Genomic DNA, 13,970 nt, shown 5'->3' on the forward strand with positions numbered 1-13,970 from the left:
CGGGCTTTTTTCGTATCTGAGGCCGTCGATCAGTCCTCGTTGGCCTTGACGCTGACGCCAAGCGTCTTCGGCAGGTCGAGCGGGTTGGACATGGCGCCGGCCATGATCAGCGCGAACGGCACCGATGCCGGCGGCTCGGCCGAGATTTCGAGGCTCTTGGGGTCGTCGAGATATTTGCTGACCGCCGCCGTCACCTGCGCCGTCAGTTCCGGATTGTTGAGCTGCGCCATGCCGAAGGGTACGATCGCCTTGGCCTGGTTGGCGATGTCCTTGGCCGACATGCCCTGCTGCTTGCCGACATATTCCAGCACCTTGCCGGTCAGCGAATCGTCGTCGAAGCGGATCGAGGCGCTGTTGAACGAAAGCTGCTGCAACAGGCCGAGCATGGCCATGCCTTGCGCCGAGTTGTCGGCGCCTTCCGGCTGCGCGGCCATCTTCTTCTGCATTTCCTGCAGCGACTTGATGAAGTCGATCGTGTAGCCGCCGAGGTCGAAGGTCATGCCGAGCGTGCCGGCATTCTCGACGGAGATGTCATATTTCGACAGCTCCATCTTGCCGTCCGAGGGCTGCCAGGTGCCGGCCATCGCGAGATTGCCGGAGATGTTCTGGTAGCCGAGCGCGTCGATGACTTCCTTGGACTTGGGGTCGTCGACCAGCGACAGATCGGCCGAGAATTTCTCCGTATTGCCGGTGAATTCCATCGCCTTGCCGTCGGCCGGCGGTGTGATCTGGATGGCAAGCCCGTCCATCGAGAAGGCGGTCTTGTCGGCGACCTTGACCGTCATGTTGGAGAGTTCGGCCGACTTGTACATCATCAGCGAGCCCAGCGGGCCGGTGGAGCCGTCAGCCGGAACCGTCATGTCATGGATGATGAAGGGGCTGAGATTGAGGGTGACGCCGTCCTTGCTGTGTTCGAAGGCCGAGGTCGAGACGGTGCCGATGTCGTAGCCGCCATTGGCTTCGGTGACGTTCTCGAGCTTGACGTCGCCGATGGTGAGGGCTTCCTTTTCCGCAGCCGGCTTGATGGCAACGCCCTGCAGCACCATGCTGGTGTTGTCGCCGGTCACGCCGGTCCAGGAGATGTCGACGCCCTGGGCGGCAAGCGTCGCCTTCAGCCGGTCGGCGACCGCCGCGTCCTGGGCAAGGGCGGCATTCAGCGGCAGTGTGAACAAGAAGGTCGAAAGAGCGAATTTCCGGAGAGTTGAGCGTTTGATTGTCATCGCAAGGTCCCTGAGAGTGTCCTGAAATTGTTTTTCAATTCTTGGCGCCATCACCATTCCGTGACGAACTGGACGGGAAAAAGGCGTGTCCCGGCACAATGGTCAAAAATCGCAGTGAAAGGCAAACCCGAACCGAACGCTATTGGAGAATGCAGTGAATTTGGCATGAACGTCGGGCCGTCGAGCGTTATCGTGCTTCGCAATAGATGTGGCATGTAACAGATTGATGTTGGCCGGCAAGCTCGACCTTGCGGTTTCCTGTTGCACAACCGCGCGCAAGTCGACCGGTCCGGCACGCGCCTCTTGCCGCGAATCACCCGCTCGGCTAGTCCCAGCCCATGGCAAAAAGGGTTTTGCCGCCTCAAGATGGCGGTGGCGATCACATCGAACCGGTCGATCTGAAGAAGGCGCTGGAAGAGCGCTATCTTGCCTATGCGCTGTCGACCATCATGCACCGGGCGCTGCCCGATGTTCGCGACGGGCTGAAGCCGGTCCACCGCCGCATCATGCATGCGATGCGCCTGCTGCGCCTCAATCCCGACCAGGGCTTCGCCAAATGCGCCCGTATCGTCGGCGAGGTGATGGGCAAGTTCCATCCGCATGGCGACCAGTCGATCTATGACGCGCTGGTGCGGTTGGCGCAGGATTTTTCGATGCGCTATCCCCTGGTCGACGGGCAGGGCAATTTCGGCAACATCGACGGCGATAACGCCGCCGCCATGCGCTACACCGAAGCGCGCATGACCGACGTGGCGACCGAACTGCTGGCCGGCATCACCGAGGATGCCGTCGACTATCGGCCGACCTACAATGAAGAGGACGAGGAGCCGGTTGTGCTCCCCGGCGCCTTCCCGAACCTGCTCGCCAACGGCTCATCCGGCATCGCGGTGGGCATGGCGACATCGATCCCGCCGCACAACGCGGCCGAGCTTTGCGACGCCGCACTGCATCTGATCGAGCATCGGGACGCACCGGTGGCCAAGCTGATGGAGTTCGTCCAGGGTCCGGATTTCCCGACGGGCGGCATTATTGTCGACAGCCGCGCCTCCATCCTCGAAGCCTATGAGACCGGGCGCGGCGGTTTTCGCGTGCGCTCGAAGTGGATCCAGGAGGACCAGGGCAGGGGCACCTGGAGCATCGTCGTCACCGAGATCCCCTATGGCGTGCAGAAAGCGCGGCTCATCGAGAAGATCGCCGAGCTGTTGATGGCGCGCAAGCTGCCGCTGCTCGAGGATATCAGGGACGAAAGCGCCGAGGACATCCGCGTCGTGCTGGTGCCGAAGAGCCGGTCGGTCGATCCCGGCATCCTGATGGAATCGCTGTTCAAGCTGACCGAGCTCGAAAGCCGGTTTCCGCTCAACATGAATGTGCTGTCGCGCGGCAAGGTGCCCAACGTGCTGTCACTGAAGGGCGTGCTGCAGGAATGGCTCGACCATCGCCGTGACGTCCTGATCCGCCGCTCGAAACATCGGCTGGGCGAGATCGAAAGACGGCTGGAGATCCTTGCCGGCTACCTGATCGCCTATCTCAACATCGACGAGGTGATCAGGATCATCCGCGAGGAGGATGAGCCCAAGCAGGTGATGATGGCCCGCTGGTCGCTCACCGACACCCAGGCCGAAGCCATCCTCAACATGCGCCTGCGTGCCTTGCGCAAGCTGGAAGAATTCGAGATCCGCAAGGAATTCGACGGCCTCACCACCGAGAAGAAGCAGATCGAGGCGCTGCTGGCATCCGATGCCAAGCAGTGGGCGACGATCAAGTGGGAAGTCACCAGCATCCGCGACAAGTTCGGCCCCGAGACCGAGCTCGGCAAGCGCCGCACCCAGTTTGCCGATGCGCCCGAGCATGACCTGACCGACATCGCCCACGCCATGATCGAGCGCGAGCCGGTCACCGTGGTGGTCTCGGAAAAGGGCTGGCTGCGGGCGATGAAGGGGCATCTCGCCGATCTCTCGACGCTGACCTTCAAGGAAGGCGACAGCCTGAAGCTCGCCTTCCATGCCCAGACTACCGACAAGGTGCTGGTCTTCACCACCGGCGGCAAGTTCTACACCATCGGCGCCGACCGGCTGCCGGGTGGGCGTGGCCATGGCGAGCCGATCCGCATCATCGTCGACATGGACAATGACCAGGACATCGTCACCGCCTTCGTCCACGATCCAAAGCGCAAGCTGCTGCTGGCCTCATATGACGCCAATGGCTTCATCGTGCCGGAGGAGGAAGTGGTCGCCAACACCCGCAAGGGCAAGCAGGTGATGAACGTCAAGGCGCCGGACGAAGCCAAGCGCTGCATCCCGGTCAGTGGCGATCACCTGGCCATCGTCGGCGAGAATCGCAAAATGCTGGTGTTCGCGCTCTCCGAAATCCCGGAGATGGGCCGCGGCAAGGGTGTGCGGCTGCAGAAATACAAGGACGGCGGCCTGCTCGATCTCAAGCCGTTCACCTTGGAAACCGGCCTGTCCTGGCAGGATTCGGCCGACCGCACCTTCACCAGGTCGCGCGAGGAACTCGCCGAATGGATCGGCGCCCGGGCGTCGGCAGGCCGCATGGTGCCGAAGGGTTTCCCGAGAACTGGGAAGTTCGGGTAGCTGATCTCCCCCCTCGAGAGGGAGATGTCGCCGAAGGCGACAGAGGGGGTCGGTTCGACCGGACGCGACCTGCTACTTTAAACAGGAGAGGCTGGCGCTTTACGCGCGGCGACCCCCTCTGGCCTGCCGGCCATCTCTCCCTCGAGGGGGGAGATATCCAACCAGTTGGAGTATCGTCACGATTGCTGCACTATATCAGTGCATAACGGCGAAGGGCGTTTGGGAGACACGGGCGTTTGAAGGAATCCAAAATCCAGAAACCGGAGCGCCACCAGCGCCTGTTCGGCCTGTCGACGCCGCTGCGGTCGGCTGTCATTCCGCCGCTGTCGGCGGCGCGCTGGCTGCTGGTGTTGATCGTTGCCGCCGGCGTCTATTTCTTCCATGGCTTCCTGTTCCCGGTGCTGGCCGCGCTTGTCATCGCCTTCGCCAGCTGGCCGCTCTACCGGCGTCTGCTTGTTGCCGTCGGCGGCAACCGCACCATCGCCGCGACCTTTGCCATCCTGTTCATCCTGGCCTTCCTCGTCATCCCGATCGCACTCGCCGGCACCTATGCCATCAACGAGGTGCGTGAATGGGTCGGCTGGGCGATCGAGACCAATCGGCATGGTGCCACCACGCCGCACTGGATCGCCACGCTGCCTGTCGTGGGCGAGTGGCTGAACGACCAGTGGACGACCAATATCGGCCATCCTGGCGGCATCGGGGAACTGATCCAGCTGGTCAGTGGTGCCAACATCGGCAGCATCTATCGCGGCGTGCTCGCCGCCGGCGGCAGTGCTTTCGGCCTGCTTCTGACACTGCTGTTCATGATGATCGCGCTGTTCTTCGCCTATCGCGACGGCGAGCATTTTGCCGGCCAGGTGGATCGTCTTGGCGAGCGCATCCTGCCGACGAGATGGGAGCGGATTTCGCGCGTCGTGCCGGCGACCATTTCCTCGACGGTGACCGGCATGACCGTCATCGCCATCGGCGAGGGGTTGGTGCTGGGCATTGCCTATTGGCTGGCCGGCGTGCCGTCGCCGGTGACGCTCGGTGCCCTGACCGGTGTCATGGCGCTCATCCCCGGCGGCGCACCTCTGTCCTTCACCCTTGTCTCGATCTACCTCGCCGCCAGCGGCTCGCCCATGACCGGCCTGGTGCTGTTCCTGTGGGGCGCGGTCGAACTGTTCGTCGTCGACAAGACACTGCGCCCGAAGCTCGTTGGCGGGCCGATAAAACTGCCCTTCCTGCCGACCTTTTTCGGCCTGATCGGCGGCGTCAAGACCATGGGTTTTCTTGGTCTGTTCATCGGCCCGGTGCTGATGGCGCTGCTGGTCGCCATATGGCGCGAGTGGCTGCGCGAGGTGGAACTGGTCGATGAGATGGCCGCAGGCGAGGCGGTCGAAATCGAAGCTGGCCCGCAGATCGAGATCTTGCCGGAACCTGGTGCGGCGAAGAAGGCCAGCGCCTGATTCCGAAAATTTGTTTCTAGACCGGGTGATGCACCGCGAGATCAGGCCGGCGCTTGCGCCCGTCATGCAACTGCCAGAGCGAATGGGCGACCAGAGTGACGATCAGGATGGCGCCGCCGATCAGGCTGTTGCGGGTCGGTGCCTCGGCAAAGACCATCCACACCCAGACCGGCGCCAGCACGGTTTCGAGCAGATAGAACATCGCCACTTCCGGCCCCGAAATGTATTTCGGCCCGGCGGCGAGGCAGAAGAACGAGATCGGCATGATGACGGCGCCGTTGAAGATGATCCACCAGGGTGCGTTCACGTGAAAGCCTTCGCCTGACACCATGAAGGCGGCCAGGGCCATCGGCAGAAGGACGCCGACGAGCGAGGTGAAACCCATGTCCTTGCCGCTGGCGCGCGAGATGGTGATGGCCACGGCGATGAAGAAGGCCGAGCAAAGCGCCATGAAATCGCCGAACAGCTTGCCGGTGCCGACTGACCCGCCGACGATGACCAGCACGCCGAGGATCATGATCGACATGGCGATGATCGTCACCAGCTGCGGCCTTTCCTTCAGGAATAGCCAGGACAGCAAGCCGGCGAAGACGGTGTTGAAGGCCAGGATGAACACCAGATCGGCGGTCGAGGTGTGATAGACGGCGGTGACGAAGGTGATCCCGGTCAGGCCATAGCAGATCGCCACGATCAGGCCGGACCAGCCGGGAATGAGTGGTGGGGCGTTCCGGCTCAACGCACGCCAGACCGACCAGATGACCATGCCCGCGACGAATGTGGTGCCGGTGCGCAGCAGCATGATCGTCCATGCGCCACCGTCGGCGAGGCGGATCAACGGTATGTCGACTGTCAGCGTCAGCCCGCCGAGGGCGGTTATCAAGAGACCCTTCTGGTGATCAAGGTGAGAGGACATGCAGGAACTTTCGCAATGAAATGCAGGCTGGCGGCCGGCCGGTGCAATGGCGCACTTTCTCCAGCCAACCGGCTGAAAGACCAGCATCTCCCGCCTTGAGCCAGTTTAAGGCTTTGAAACAGTTTAAGCGCGGATCGTGGAAAAACTCAGCGTGAAACCGCTTCGTTGGTGTAGCGCTCCCAGCCCTTGGGGCCGAGATGCTCCTGCGGCATGAAGCGCATCTTATAATTCATCTTGCGCGAGCCGTTGACCCAGTAGCCGAGGTAGACATGGGGCAGGCCCATCGCCCTGGCGCGGGCGATGTGGTCGAGGATCATGAACGTGCCGAGCGAACGCTCCTCGAATTCGGGATTGAAGTAGGAATAGACCATCGACAGGCCGTCGGCCATCTTGTCGGTGAGCGCCACGGCGATCAGCTCGCCCTGGCCCTTGCCGGTGATGAAGGTGTCGGGCCCGCGCCGCCGGTATTCGATCACCTTGGTGTCGACATGGGTATCCTCGACCATCATGGCATAGTCGAGCACCGTCATGTCGGACATGCCGCCGCGGCGGTGGCGGGCATCGAGGTAGCCGCGGAACAGCGAATATTGTTCGGTCGAGGGTTCGGCATTGTGCATGGCGCCGACGAGGTCGGAATTATGTTGCAGCACGCGCTTCATGTTGCGGCTGGCGGTGAATTCCTGGGCGAGGATGCGCACCGAAACGCAGGCGCGGCAGGTCTCGCAGGCCGGCCTGTAGGCGATGTTCTGTGAGCGCCGGAAGCCGCCTTGCGTGAGGAGATCGTTCATCTCCGACGCCTTGTCGCCGACCAGATGCGTGAACACCTTGCGCTCGAACTGGCCGTCGAGATAGGGGCACGGCGACGGCGCGGTCAGGAAGAACTGCGGCGACTGGGTCGGATGCTGCGTCATCGAGCCTTGGAAACACTCCTTCGAGTCGCTCTACCTTTGGCGCGGAAAGCGAAAAATTCAACAGGATTGTGAAGGCGCGAGTAAGCTAAGCCCTTCACATTTGCACTAATGCGGCGGGAGCGCTCCCGAAAAACGCCTTTAACGGCCGCTGCGGCTCACCACCGTGCCGAGCAGAAGGTCGTGCAGCGTGCGCTTGCGATCGGAGAACAGGGTCACCAGCAGAACCAGCGGCGACAGGATGACATTGCCGGCCCAGAACAGCACGGAATGGACGACCGCGGTCAGGCCGTCGATCGGCCGGCCGTCGAGCCGGTCGAGGCGGATGCCCATTATCTTCATGCCCGTGGTGGCCTGGTCGGCGCTGCCCAGCGTGTTCCAGATGTAGAGGATGGCGACAACCGGCACGAGGGCGCCGAACAGCATCCAGCCAAGGCCGAGGGTCAAAAGCCCGAGGAAGAACACCAGTATGGCGAAAGGAATCGTGAGCAGCGCGACGATGATATAGTCGATCACGAAGGCCAGGATGCGCCTTGTGCGCACGCCTTCATAGGCCCTGACATCGTCAAGCCGGGTGTTGATGATTTCGCCGTCGAGAACGCGCGCGTTCATGTCATTTCCTCGTAACAGGGCCCGACATAGTGTGCGGGCCGCTCGATGATGAAATGGTGAAGGCCCGTGTCGGAATCAAGGTCGGGCTTCCGGAGCGCAAGGCTCGAGCGACGCAGGGGCACAATCCGAATCGGTTGAATTTGCCGCGCGGATGGCATTAGCTTGTTGCGGCGCAACAAAAGCACTCTGAAGCAGAGGCGAGGGGACGGGGAAATATGGACTATGACATGCTGGTCATCGGCAGCGGCCCTTCCGGCCGCCGCGCCGCGGTGCAGTCGGCCAAGCTCGGCAAATCGGTGCTGGTGGTCGATCGCGGCCGGCGTCTCGGCGGCGTCTCCGTGCACACCGGCACCATCCCATCGAAGACGCTGCGCGAAACCGTGCTCAATCTCTCGGGCTGGCGCGAGCGCGGTTTTTACGGACGCGGCTACAGGGTCAAGCAGGACATTTCCGTCGGCGACCTGATCGAACGGCTGCACAAGACGCTCGATCACGAGGTCGAGGTGCTGCAGCACCAGTTCATGCGCAACACGGTCAAGAGCGCACGCGCCGCCGTAAAATTCATCGGCCCCAACAAGGTCAGCCTGACATCAGACAATGGCGATTACAGCGAAGTCGGCTTCGCCAACGCGTTGATCGCGGTGGGTACCAGGCCGCACCGCCCGCGCGACGTGCCCTTCGACAAGACCCGCGTTTTCGACAGCGACGAGATGCTGGAACTCGGCAAGCTGCCGCGCACGCTGACAGTGATCGGCGGCGGCGTCATCGGCGTCGAATATGCGACGATCTTTTCCGCGCTCGACGTGCCGGTGACGCTGGTCGAGCCGCGCAACACCATCCTCGATTTCGTCGACCGCGAGATCGTCGACGATTTCATCCACCAGATGCGCGACCGCGGCATGACGATAAGGCTGGGCAGCGCAGTGAAGGAAATCCGCTCCAAGCCGGAAACGGCCGAGGTGGAACTGGCCGACGGCCGCACCATCCGTTCGGATGTCGTGCTCTACGCCGCCGGTCGCACCGGCAATGTCGGAACCTTGGGCCTCGACGTGGTCGGCATCGACGCCGACTCCCGAGGCCGCATCAAGGTCGATCCACAGACCTTCCAGACCAGCGTGCCCAACATCTACGCCGCTGGCGATGTCATCGGCTTCCCCAGCCTCGCCTCGACGTCGATGGAGCAGGGCAGGGTGGCCGCCTGCCACGCCTTCGGTGTGCCGCTCCCGCCTCCGCCGGAAACTTTCCCCTATGGCATTTACGCCGTGCCGGAGATCTCCACTGTCGGCCAGTCCGAGGAACAGGTGCGTGAGAGTGGAGCCGCCTATGAGGTTGGCGTGGCACGCTTTCGCGAGACCTCGCGTGGCCACATCATGGGCGTCAATACCGGCTTCCTGAAGTTGCTGTTCTCGATAGAGACGCGCCGTCTGCTCGGCGCGCATATCGTCGGCGAGGGCGCCACCGAACTCATTCATATCGGCCAGGCGGTGATTAATCTCGGCGGCACGGTCGACTTCTTCGTCAACAACACTTTCAACTACCCGACGCTCGCCGAAGCCTACAAGATCGCCGGGCTCGATGCGTGGAACCGGATGGGGCGAGGGTAAGCCTCAACTGTCCATCTGTGCGAGCAGCGCCAGCATCACATCAGCTGAAGGCATCGGCAGCACCGCTTCGATCTCCGCGGGTCTCACGCCGGCGATGGCGTTGGCGTCACCCGCCACGGTGCCGAGCGGCCCGCGCAATCCGTGCTTGGACCAGGCGAGCTGCTGCAGCTTCGGGCTGGTCAGCGCTTCCAGCAGCCTGTCGACCGCCGTGGCCCTTCTTGCGCAAGGTCGGGGAAATTGTGTCGCGTCTCAAGCCGCATCGCGCGCATCCACATCTTTCAGCCGGCTTACTGTTTCCAGTGGCTCGCTGGGGCGTTATGTGAATTGATGGGGTCGTGGAAGCGCGACGGGAGGTTGGACATGTTGGGCTGGTTCCGCAAGCTGCTACCGCGCGAAGATCGCTTCTTCGACCTGTTCGAACGTCATTCCCGCACTGTGGTCGGCGGCGCCGAGGCGCTGGAACAACTTCTCCAGGGCAAGGACAACGATCGCTGGTGTCAGAAGATCATCGATCTCGAGGACGAGGCCGATCATATCACCGCCGAAGTCCTGTTAGCGGTGCGGCGTTCCTTCATCACGCCCTTCGATCGCGGCGACATCAAGGATCTGATCCAGTCGATGGATGACGCCATCGACATGATGCACAAGACCGTCAAGACCGTAAGATTGTTCGAGAAAAGGGAATTCGACCCGCTCATGCAGGAAATGGGCGGCGTCATCGTCGCCGCCGCCAAGCTGGTTGCCGAGGCGATCCCGCTGCTGAGCAAGGTCGGCACGCACACCGTGCGCCTCAACGCTATCGCCGAAGAGGTCATGCGCGTCGAAAGCCGGGCCGACGATTTGCACGAGCAAGGGCTGAAGGACTTATTCAAGCGGCATGGCCGCAGCGACCCGATGGCTTACCTGATCGGTAGCGAGATTTACGGTCAGCTGGAAAAGGTGGTCGACCGTTTCGAGGACGTCGCCAACGAGATCAGCGGCATCGTCATCGAGAATGTTTAGGTGATGGAAGCCACCATTGCCTTTCCCGTGCTGATCGGCCTTGTCGCCGTGGCGCTGTTCTTCGATTTTCTCAACGGCCTGCACGACGCCGCCAATTCCATTGCCACCATCGTCTCCACCCGTGTGCTGAGGCCACAATATGCAGTGCTGTGGGCGGCCTTCTTCAATTTCATCGCCTTCATGTTCTTCGGCCTGCATGTTGCCGAAACCGTGGGGAAAGGCATCGTCGACGTCAGCATCGTCACACCCGTTGTGATCTTTTCGGCCCTTGTCGGCGCTATCGTCTGGAATATCGTCACCTGGATTGCCGGCATTCCGTCGAGCAGCTCGCACGCGCTGATTGGCGGGCTGGTTGGCGCCGGTGTCGCCAAGGCCGGTTTCGGCGCCATCGTCTGGTCGGGTCTTGGCAAGACGGTCGCCGCGATCGTCGTGTCGCCGGCGACCGGTTTTGTCCTGGCGCTCGTCCTCATCCTGGTGGTTTCGTGGCTGTTTGTGCGCCAGACACCGTTCGCCGTCGACAGCACCTTTCGCGTCCTGCAGTTCTTTTCCGCCTCGCTCTATTCGCTTGGCCATGGCGGCAACGACGCGCAGAAAACCATGGGTATCATCGCCGTGCTGCTCTATTCGCAAGGCATGCTTGGCGAGAAATTCTACGTGCCGCTCTGGGTCGTCCTCACCTGTCAGTCTGCACTGGCGCTGGGCACGCTGCTCGGCGGCTGGCGCATCGTCCACACGATGGGTTCGAAGATCACCAGGCTCAATCCGATGCAGGGCTTCTGCGCCGAAACCGGCGGCGCCATCACTCTGTTCGCTGCCACCTGGCTTGGCGTTCCAGTGTCGACCACGCATACCATTACCGGCGCCATCATCGGCGTCGGTGCCGCCCGCCGTGTGTCGGCCGTACGCTGGGGCATCGCCGGGAACATCGTCATTGCCTGGATCGTCACTTTGCCGGCGACGGCCGCCATTTCGGCCCTCACCTATTTTGTCACGCGCCTGGGCGGCTGACACAGAGAAGGCGCCCGAAATCTGAATATGGGCGATGAACGCCCATAAAGATCTGACACAAGGTCTATGGCCCTGAAGTGTCGTTCGATTTCTCGCCAAAGGCCCGTTGTCGCCCAACCCAGCCCTTATCGGGTTTTTGCCAGATTTCTGCCAGGCAACGGTTTCACGACACGGGCATCTTTAATGGTTTTGAGTGCTTCCTCTTTGGTGAGGCCGAACTTGCGGGCAAAGTAGGCGGCTTCGATCGCCATCTCGCGATCTTCCAAGGATTCGATCCTCTGCTTTGCCTTCTTGCCCACGACAAGAATCATAGCACATTCTGCTAGATAGCTCCAATGAAGCTCGTCGAACGCGATGGCTCGTCAACCTCGCAGGGGCAGCGCGCCAGTGGCTTCTCGGCTTTTCTTCTCCTCGATCAGCGCAACGACGTCCCGCAATCTCCCAACGCTTTCCGGCAACGTGCCGTAAATCTTGACCAGCGTGGCGTTGTCGATCTCGCCGCCGAATGCTTTGAGGCCGTCGCCGCGCGCTGAGCGGTCAATCCGCCTGTGCAATGGCCATCGGGCCTGCAAGCCATTGCCTGACGATCGCGACGTCTGGGTCACCGATCTCGTGGCCCGAGGCAACGATACGCGCGTCTATATCCGCGCCGTGCCGGCTGAGCAGCGTGACCAGCGCCGGCGCGAAGGGTCCGTAGGTCTCGTCGGCGGCGCCGGCGATGATCAGTGCTCGTGTTCCCGCAAGATCCGTCGCCGGCACGTCGTCAAGCACAGGCATTGGCCTCAGCAGCGTCGTCCTTCGGACGATGCCGGGATGGAGCAGCATGAGACTGGAAACCAGATTGGCGCCGTTCGAATAGCCGAGGAATGTTGCGTGATCGAGATCAAGTCCATGGCGCCTGGCTGCCTCGTTGGCGAATGCCGTGAAGGCAGCTGTTTCGGCGAGAATGCTCTTCTGTTCGAAGCGCGTCGGGCTTATCCGCTCGAACCAGCGAAAACCGTCCTCTTGAGGGATACGGCCACGCGCCGCGACCAGCACGGCGGCGGGCGCGATCCGTCTTGCCAGCGGCACCAGAGTGGTCTCGTCGACACCCGATCCATGCAGCAGGAACAGGCATTCACGGCTGTTCCTGCCGGCGTCGTGAATGCGATAGGGAAAGGGCAGATCGGAGAGCAGCGGGTTGTTTTCGAGGCTGTCGCCAGTCATCCCGCATCCTCTTGATTATATGAGGTTCCGCTCAATTTGCCGGCTTCAAAACGCAATATGTTCGTGCTCCGCGAAAGTTGATTGAACCAGGCGCATTCCAGCCCGTTTCTGCGCCGATATACTCCGCGTGGGAGGAATCGAAGCGGTGCGCCGGGGGTCGCATTGCTGGACATGAACAACCAGCTTTGAGGCCTTTTGTCGATGACTACCCCTGTTTTGTCGGATCGCAATTTGCGTATCCCGGATCGCAATTTGCGTATCCTCGAACGCGATACGCGTATCTCGGATCGCGACACGCGTATCGATGTGTTGCGCGCGCTGGCGCTCATCATCATTTTCATCGACCACGTGCCGGGCACGGCTTTCGAGGCCTTCACCTACAAGAATTTCGGCTTCTCCGATGCGGCCGAGGCCTTCGTTTTGATTTCCGGCATCTCGGTCGCGCTCGCCTATGGCACGAAGTTCCAGCCGGGCAACCGGCTTCTCGCGACCTTGAAGATGTGGCGGCGGGCAGGCACGCTCTACACCGCCCACATCGTCACGACCATGGTCGTGATTGCCCTTTTCTGCGCAGTGGCAGTGTTCACCAAGCGGCCGGAACTGCTGAAACTGATCAACATCGAGCCATTGATGAAGAACACGCCGGAAGTGCTGGTCGGCATCGTCACGCTCGGCCATCAGCTCGGCTACAACAACATCCTGCCGGTCTATGCGGCGCTGCTTTTGATGGCGCCTGCCTTCGTCCTGCTGATCAGCTACCGGCCCGTCGCGGCGCTCGTCGCCTCCGGCACGCTATGGCTCGTCGCCGGCATCTGGCAGATCGCCCCGCCCAACTATCCCGAACCCGGTTTCTGGTTCCTGAACCCGCTGTCCTGGCAGTTCCTGTTCAACATCGGCTTGGCCAGCATGCTGCATGTCAGGCGCGGCGGTGTCATTCCAGTCAACCGCTGGCTGGTCGGCGCGGCTGTGGCCTATGTGGCGACGGCGCTGGTGTGGGTGCACAGTCCGCTCTGGGGGCAGATAACCTGGTTCAAGCTGCCGGTGGTGATCGGCGGCTTCGACAAGACCTTCCTGTCGCTGCCGCGTCTGCTGCATATCCTGGCGGTCAGCTACCTCATCGTCGCCCTGCCGGCGCTGTCGAACCTGTTCCGCACCAGCCCGGACCATCCTCTGGCGATCCTAGGCAAGCGCTCGCTGCCGGTCTTCATCGCCGGCACGGTCATTGCCATGGTCGCGCAGGTGATGAAACTGATCAATCCGGGCGGGCTTGCCTATGACAGCCTGCTGCTGTCGGCCGGCATCGCTATGCAGTTCGCGCTCGCCTTCTATCTCGAATGGCTGTCGACCATCGGCGGTTCGGGCAAGGCCCGCATGACGCAAAAGGATGTCACGCCGGTCCGAGCGTCCTTCGGCATCTCCGCCGTGGCAAGAGCCAATCGCTGAGAGGGGCGCGGC

Annotated in this window: 14 protein-coding genes; 7 read left to right on the forward strand and 7 right to left on the reverse strand. The window is 62.1% G+C overall.

Annotation, left to right across the window (positions count from 1 at the left end):
• Positions 1-29 precede the first annotated feature (29 nt).
• Complete coding sequence (locus AC1D05_RS01415) at positions 30-1,220, reverse strand: hypothetical protein (RefSeq protein WP_477437528.1); 1,191 nt, start codon at positions 1,218-1,220, stop codon at positions 30-32.
• Positions 1,221-1,558: 338 nt separating this feature from the next.
• Here AC1D05_RS01415 and parC point away from each other — a divergent pair, with 338 nt between their 5' ends.
• Positions 1,559-3,811: a DNA topoisomerase IV subunit A gene (gene parC / locus AC1D05_RS01420; protein ID WP_477437530.1), complete on the forward strand. Its 2,253-nt coding sequence runs from the start codon at positions 1,559-1,561 to the stop codon at positions 3,809-3,811.
• Positions 3,812-4,047: 236 nt separating this feature from the next.
• On the forward strand, positions 4,048-5,262 hold the full coding sequence (locus AC1D05_RS01425; protein ID WP_477437532.1) for an AI-2E family transporter: 1,215 nt from the start codon (positions 4,048-4,050) through the stop codon (positions 5,260-5,262).
• 16 nt (positions 5,263-5,278) lie between these two features.
• Here AC1D05_RS01425 and AC1D05_RS01430 read toward each other — a convergent pair whose 3' ends face one another.
• The 3 genes from AC1D05_RS01430 to AC1D05_RS01440 all read right to left on the reverse strand — a co-directional run bounded on the left by AC1D05_RS01430 (position 5,279) and on the right by AC1D05_RS01440 (position 7,695).
• Positions 5,279-6,175, reverse strand: a complete 897-nt coding sequence (locus AC1D05_RS01430) for a DMT family transporter (protein WP_477437534.1) — start codon at positions 6,173-6,175, stop codon at positions 5,279-5,281.
• Positions 6,176-6,321: 146 nt separating this feature from the next.
• Complete coding sequence (locus tag AC1D05_RS01435) at positions 6,322-7,086, reverse strand: arginyltransferase (protein WP_172229725.1); 765 nt, start codon at positions 7,084-7,086, stop codon at positions 6,322-6,324.
• A gap of 138 nt (positions 7,087-7,224) precedes the next feature.
• Positions 7,225-7,695 (reverse strand): RDD family protein, encoded by a 471-nt coding sequence (locus AC1D05_RS01440; protein ID WP_477437536.1) that lies wholly within the window; start codon positions 7,693-7,695, stop codon positions 7,225-7,227.
• 215 nt (positions 7,696-7,910) lie between these two features.
• Between AC1D05_RS01440 and sthA the strand changes: the two genes are divergently transcribed.
• Complete coding sequence (gene sthA / locus AC1D05_RS01445; RefSeq protein WP_477437538.1) at positions 7,911-9,299, forward strand: Si-specific NAD(P)(+) transhydrogenase; 1,389 nt, start codon at positions 7,911-7,913, stop codon at positions 9,297-9,299.
• A gap of 3 nt (positions 9,300-9,302) precedes the next feature.
• Here the strand turns inward: sthA and AC1D05_RS01450 are convergent, their stop codons facing one another.
• Positions 9,303-9,437 carry a hypothetical protein gene (locus AC1D05_RS01450; RefSeq protein ID WP_477437540.1) on the reverse strand — a complete coding sequence of 45 codons (135 nt, stop codon included), beginning with the start codon at positions 9,435-9,437 and terminating at the stop codon, positions 9,303-9,305.
• Positions 9,438-9,659: 222 nt separating this feature from the next.
• On the opposite strand from AC1D05_RS01450, the gene AC1D05_RS01455 reads away from it, so the two are divergent.
• Complete coding sequence (locus AC1D05_RS01455; protein ID WP_477437542.1) at positions 9,660-10,301, forward strand: DUF47 family protein; 642 nt, start codon at positions 9,660-9,662, stop codon at positions 10,299-10,301.
• Positions 10,302-10,304: 3 nt separating this feature from the next.
• Positions 10,305-11,309, forward strand: coding sequence for an inorganic phosphate transporter (locus tag AC1D05_RS01460; RefSeq protein WP_477438126.1), 1,005 nt, complete (start codon positions 10,305-10,307; stop codon positions 11,307-11,309).
• Between the two features lie 125 nt (positions 11,310-11,434).
• Here AC1D05_RS01460 and AC1D05_RS01465 read toward each other — a convergent pair whose 3' ends face one another.
• Complete coding sequence (locus AC1D05_RS01465; protein WP_477437544.1) at positions 11,435-11,620, reverse strand: hypothetical protein; 186 nt, start codon at positions 11,618-11,620, stop codon at positions 11,435-11,437.
• A gap of 24 nt (positions 11,621-11,644) precedes the next feature.
• On the opposite strand from AC1D05_RS01465, the gene AC1D05_RS01470 reads away from it, so the two are divergent.
• Positions 11,645-11,842 carry a hypothetical protein gene (locus tag AC1D05_RS01470; protein WP_477437546.1) on the forward strand — a complete coding sequence of 66 codons (198 nt, stop codon included), beginning with the start codon at positions 11,645-11,647 and terminating at the stop codon, positions 11,840-11,842.
• Between the two features lie 4 nt (positions 11,843-11,846).
• Here AC1D05_RS01470 and AC1D05_RS01475 read toward each other — a convergent pair whose 3' ends face one another.
• Positions 11,847-12,515, reverse strand: coding sequence for an alpha/beta hydrolase (locus AC1D05_RS01475; protein WP_477437548.1), 669 nt, complete (start codon positions 12,513-12,515; stop codon positions 11,847-11,849).
• Positions 12,516-12,716: 201 nt separating this feature from the next.
• On the opposite strand from AC1D05_RS01475, the gene AC1D05_RS01480 reads away from it, so the two are divergent.
• Positions 12,717-13,958 carry an OpgC family protein gene (locus AC1D05_RS01480; protein ID WP_477437550.1) on the forward strand — a complete coding sequence of 414 codons (1,242 nt, stop codon included), beginning with the start codon at positions 12,717-12,719 and terminating at the stop codon, positions 13,956-13,958.
• The last annotated feature ends 12 nt before the right edge of the window (positions 13,959-13,970 follow it).

The sequence above is a fragment of the Mesorhizobium sp. P2_E9 genome (genome assembly GCF_056403815.1).

What these genes read in the sequence shown, in the direction of transcription:
- AC1D05_RS01415 (WP_477437528.1), bottom strand. Translation starts at nt 1,220, where the DNA reads ATGACAATCAAACGCTCAACTCTCCGGAAATTCGCTCTTTCGACCTTC.
- parC (WP_477437530.1), top strand. Translation starts at nt 1,559, where the DNA reads ATGGCAAAAAGGGTTTTGCCGCCTCAAGATGGCGGTGGCGATCACATC.
- AC1D05_RS01430 (WP_477437534.1), bottom strand. Translation starts at nt 6,175, where the DNA reads ATGTCCTCTCACCTTGATCACCAGAAGGGTCTCTTGATAACCGCCCTC.
- AC1D05_RS01435 (WP_172229725.1), bottom strand. Translation starts at nt 7,086, where the DNA reads ATGACGCAGCATCCGACCCAGTCGCCGCAGTTCTTCCTGACCGCGCCG.
- AC1D05_RS01440 (WP_477437536.1), bottom strand. Translation starts at nt 7,695, where the DNA reads ATGAACGCGCGCGTTCTCGACGGCGAAATCATCAACACCCGGCTTGAC.
- sthA (WP_477437538.1), top strand. Translation starts at nt 7,911, where the DNA reads ATGGACTATGACATGCTGGTCATCGGCAGCGGCCCTTCCGGCCGCCGC.
- AC1D05_RS01455 (WP_477437542.1), top strand. Translation starts at nt 9,660, where the DNA reads ATGTTGGGCTGGTTCCGCAAGCTGCTACCGCGCGAAGATCGCTTCTTC.
- AC1D05_RS01460 (WP_477438126.1), top strand. Translation starts at nt 10,305, where the DNA reads ATGGAAGCCACCATTGCCTTTCCCGTGCTGATCGGCCTTGTCGCCGTG.
- AC1D05_RS01465 (WP_477437544.1), bottom strand. Translation starts at nt 11,620, where the DNA reads ATGATTCTTGTCGTGGGCAAGAAGGCAAAGCAGAGGATCGAATCCTTG.
- AC1D05_RS01470 (WP_477437546.1), top strand. Translation starts at nt 11,645, where the DNA reads ATGAAGCTCGTCGAACGCGATGGCTCGTCAACCTCGCAGGGGCAGCGC.
- AC1D05_RS01475 (WP_477437548.1), bottom strand. Translation starts at nt 12,515, where the DNA reads ATGACTGGCGACAGCCTCGAAAACAACCCGCTGCTCTCCGATCTGCCC.
- AC1D05_RS01480 (WP_477437550.1), top strand. Translation starts at nt 12,717, where the DNA reads ATGACTACCCCTGTTTTGTCGGATCGCAATTTGCGTATCCCGGATCGC.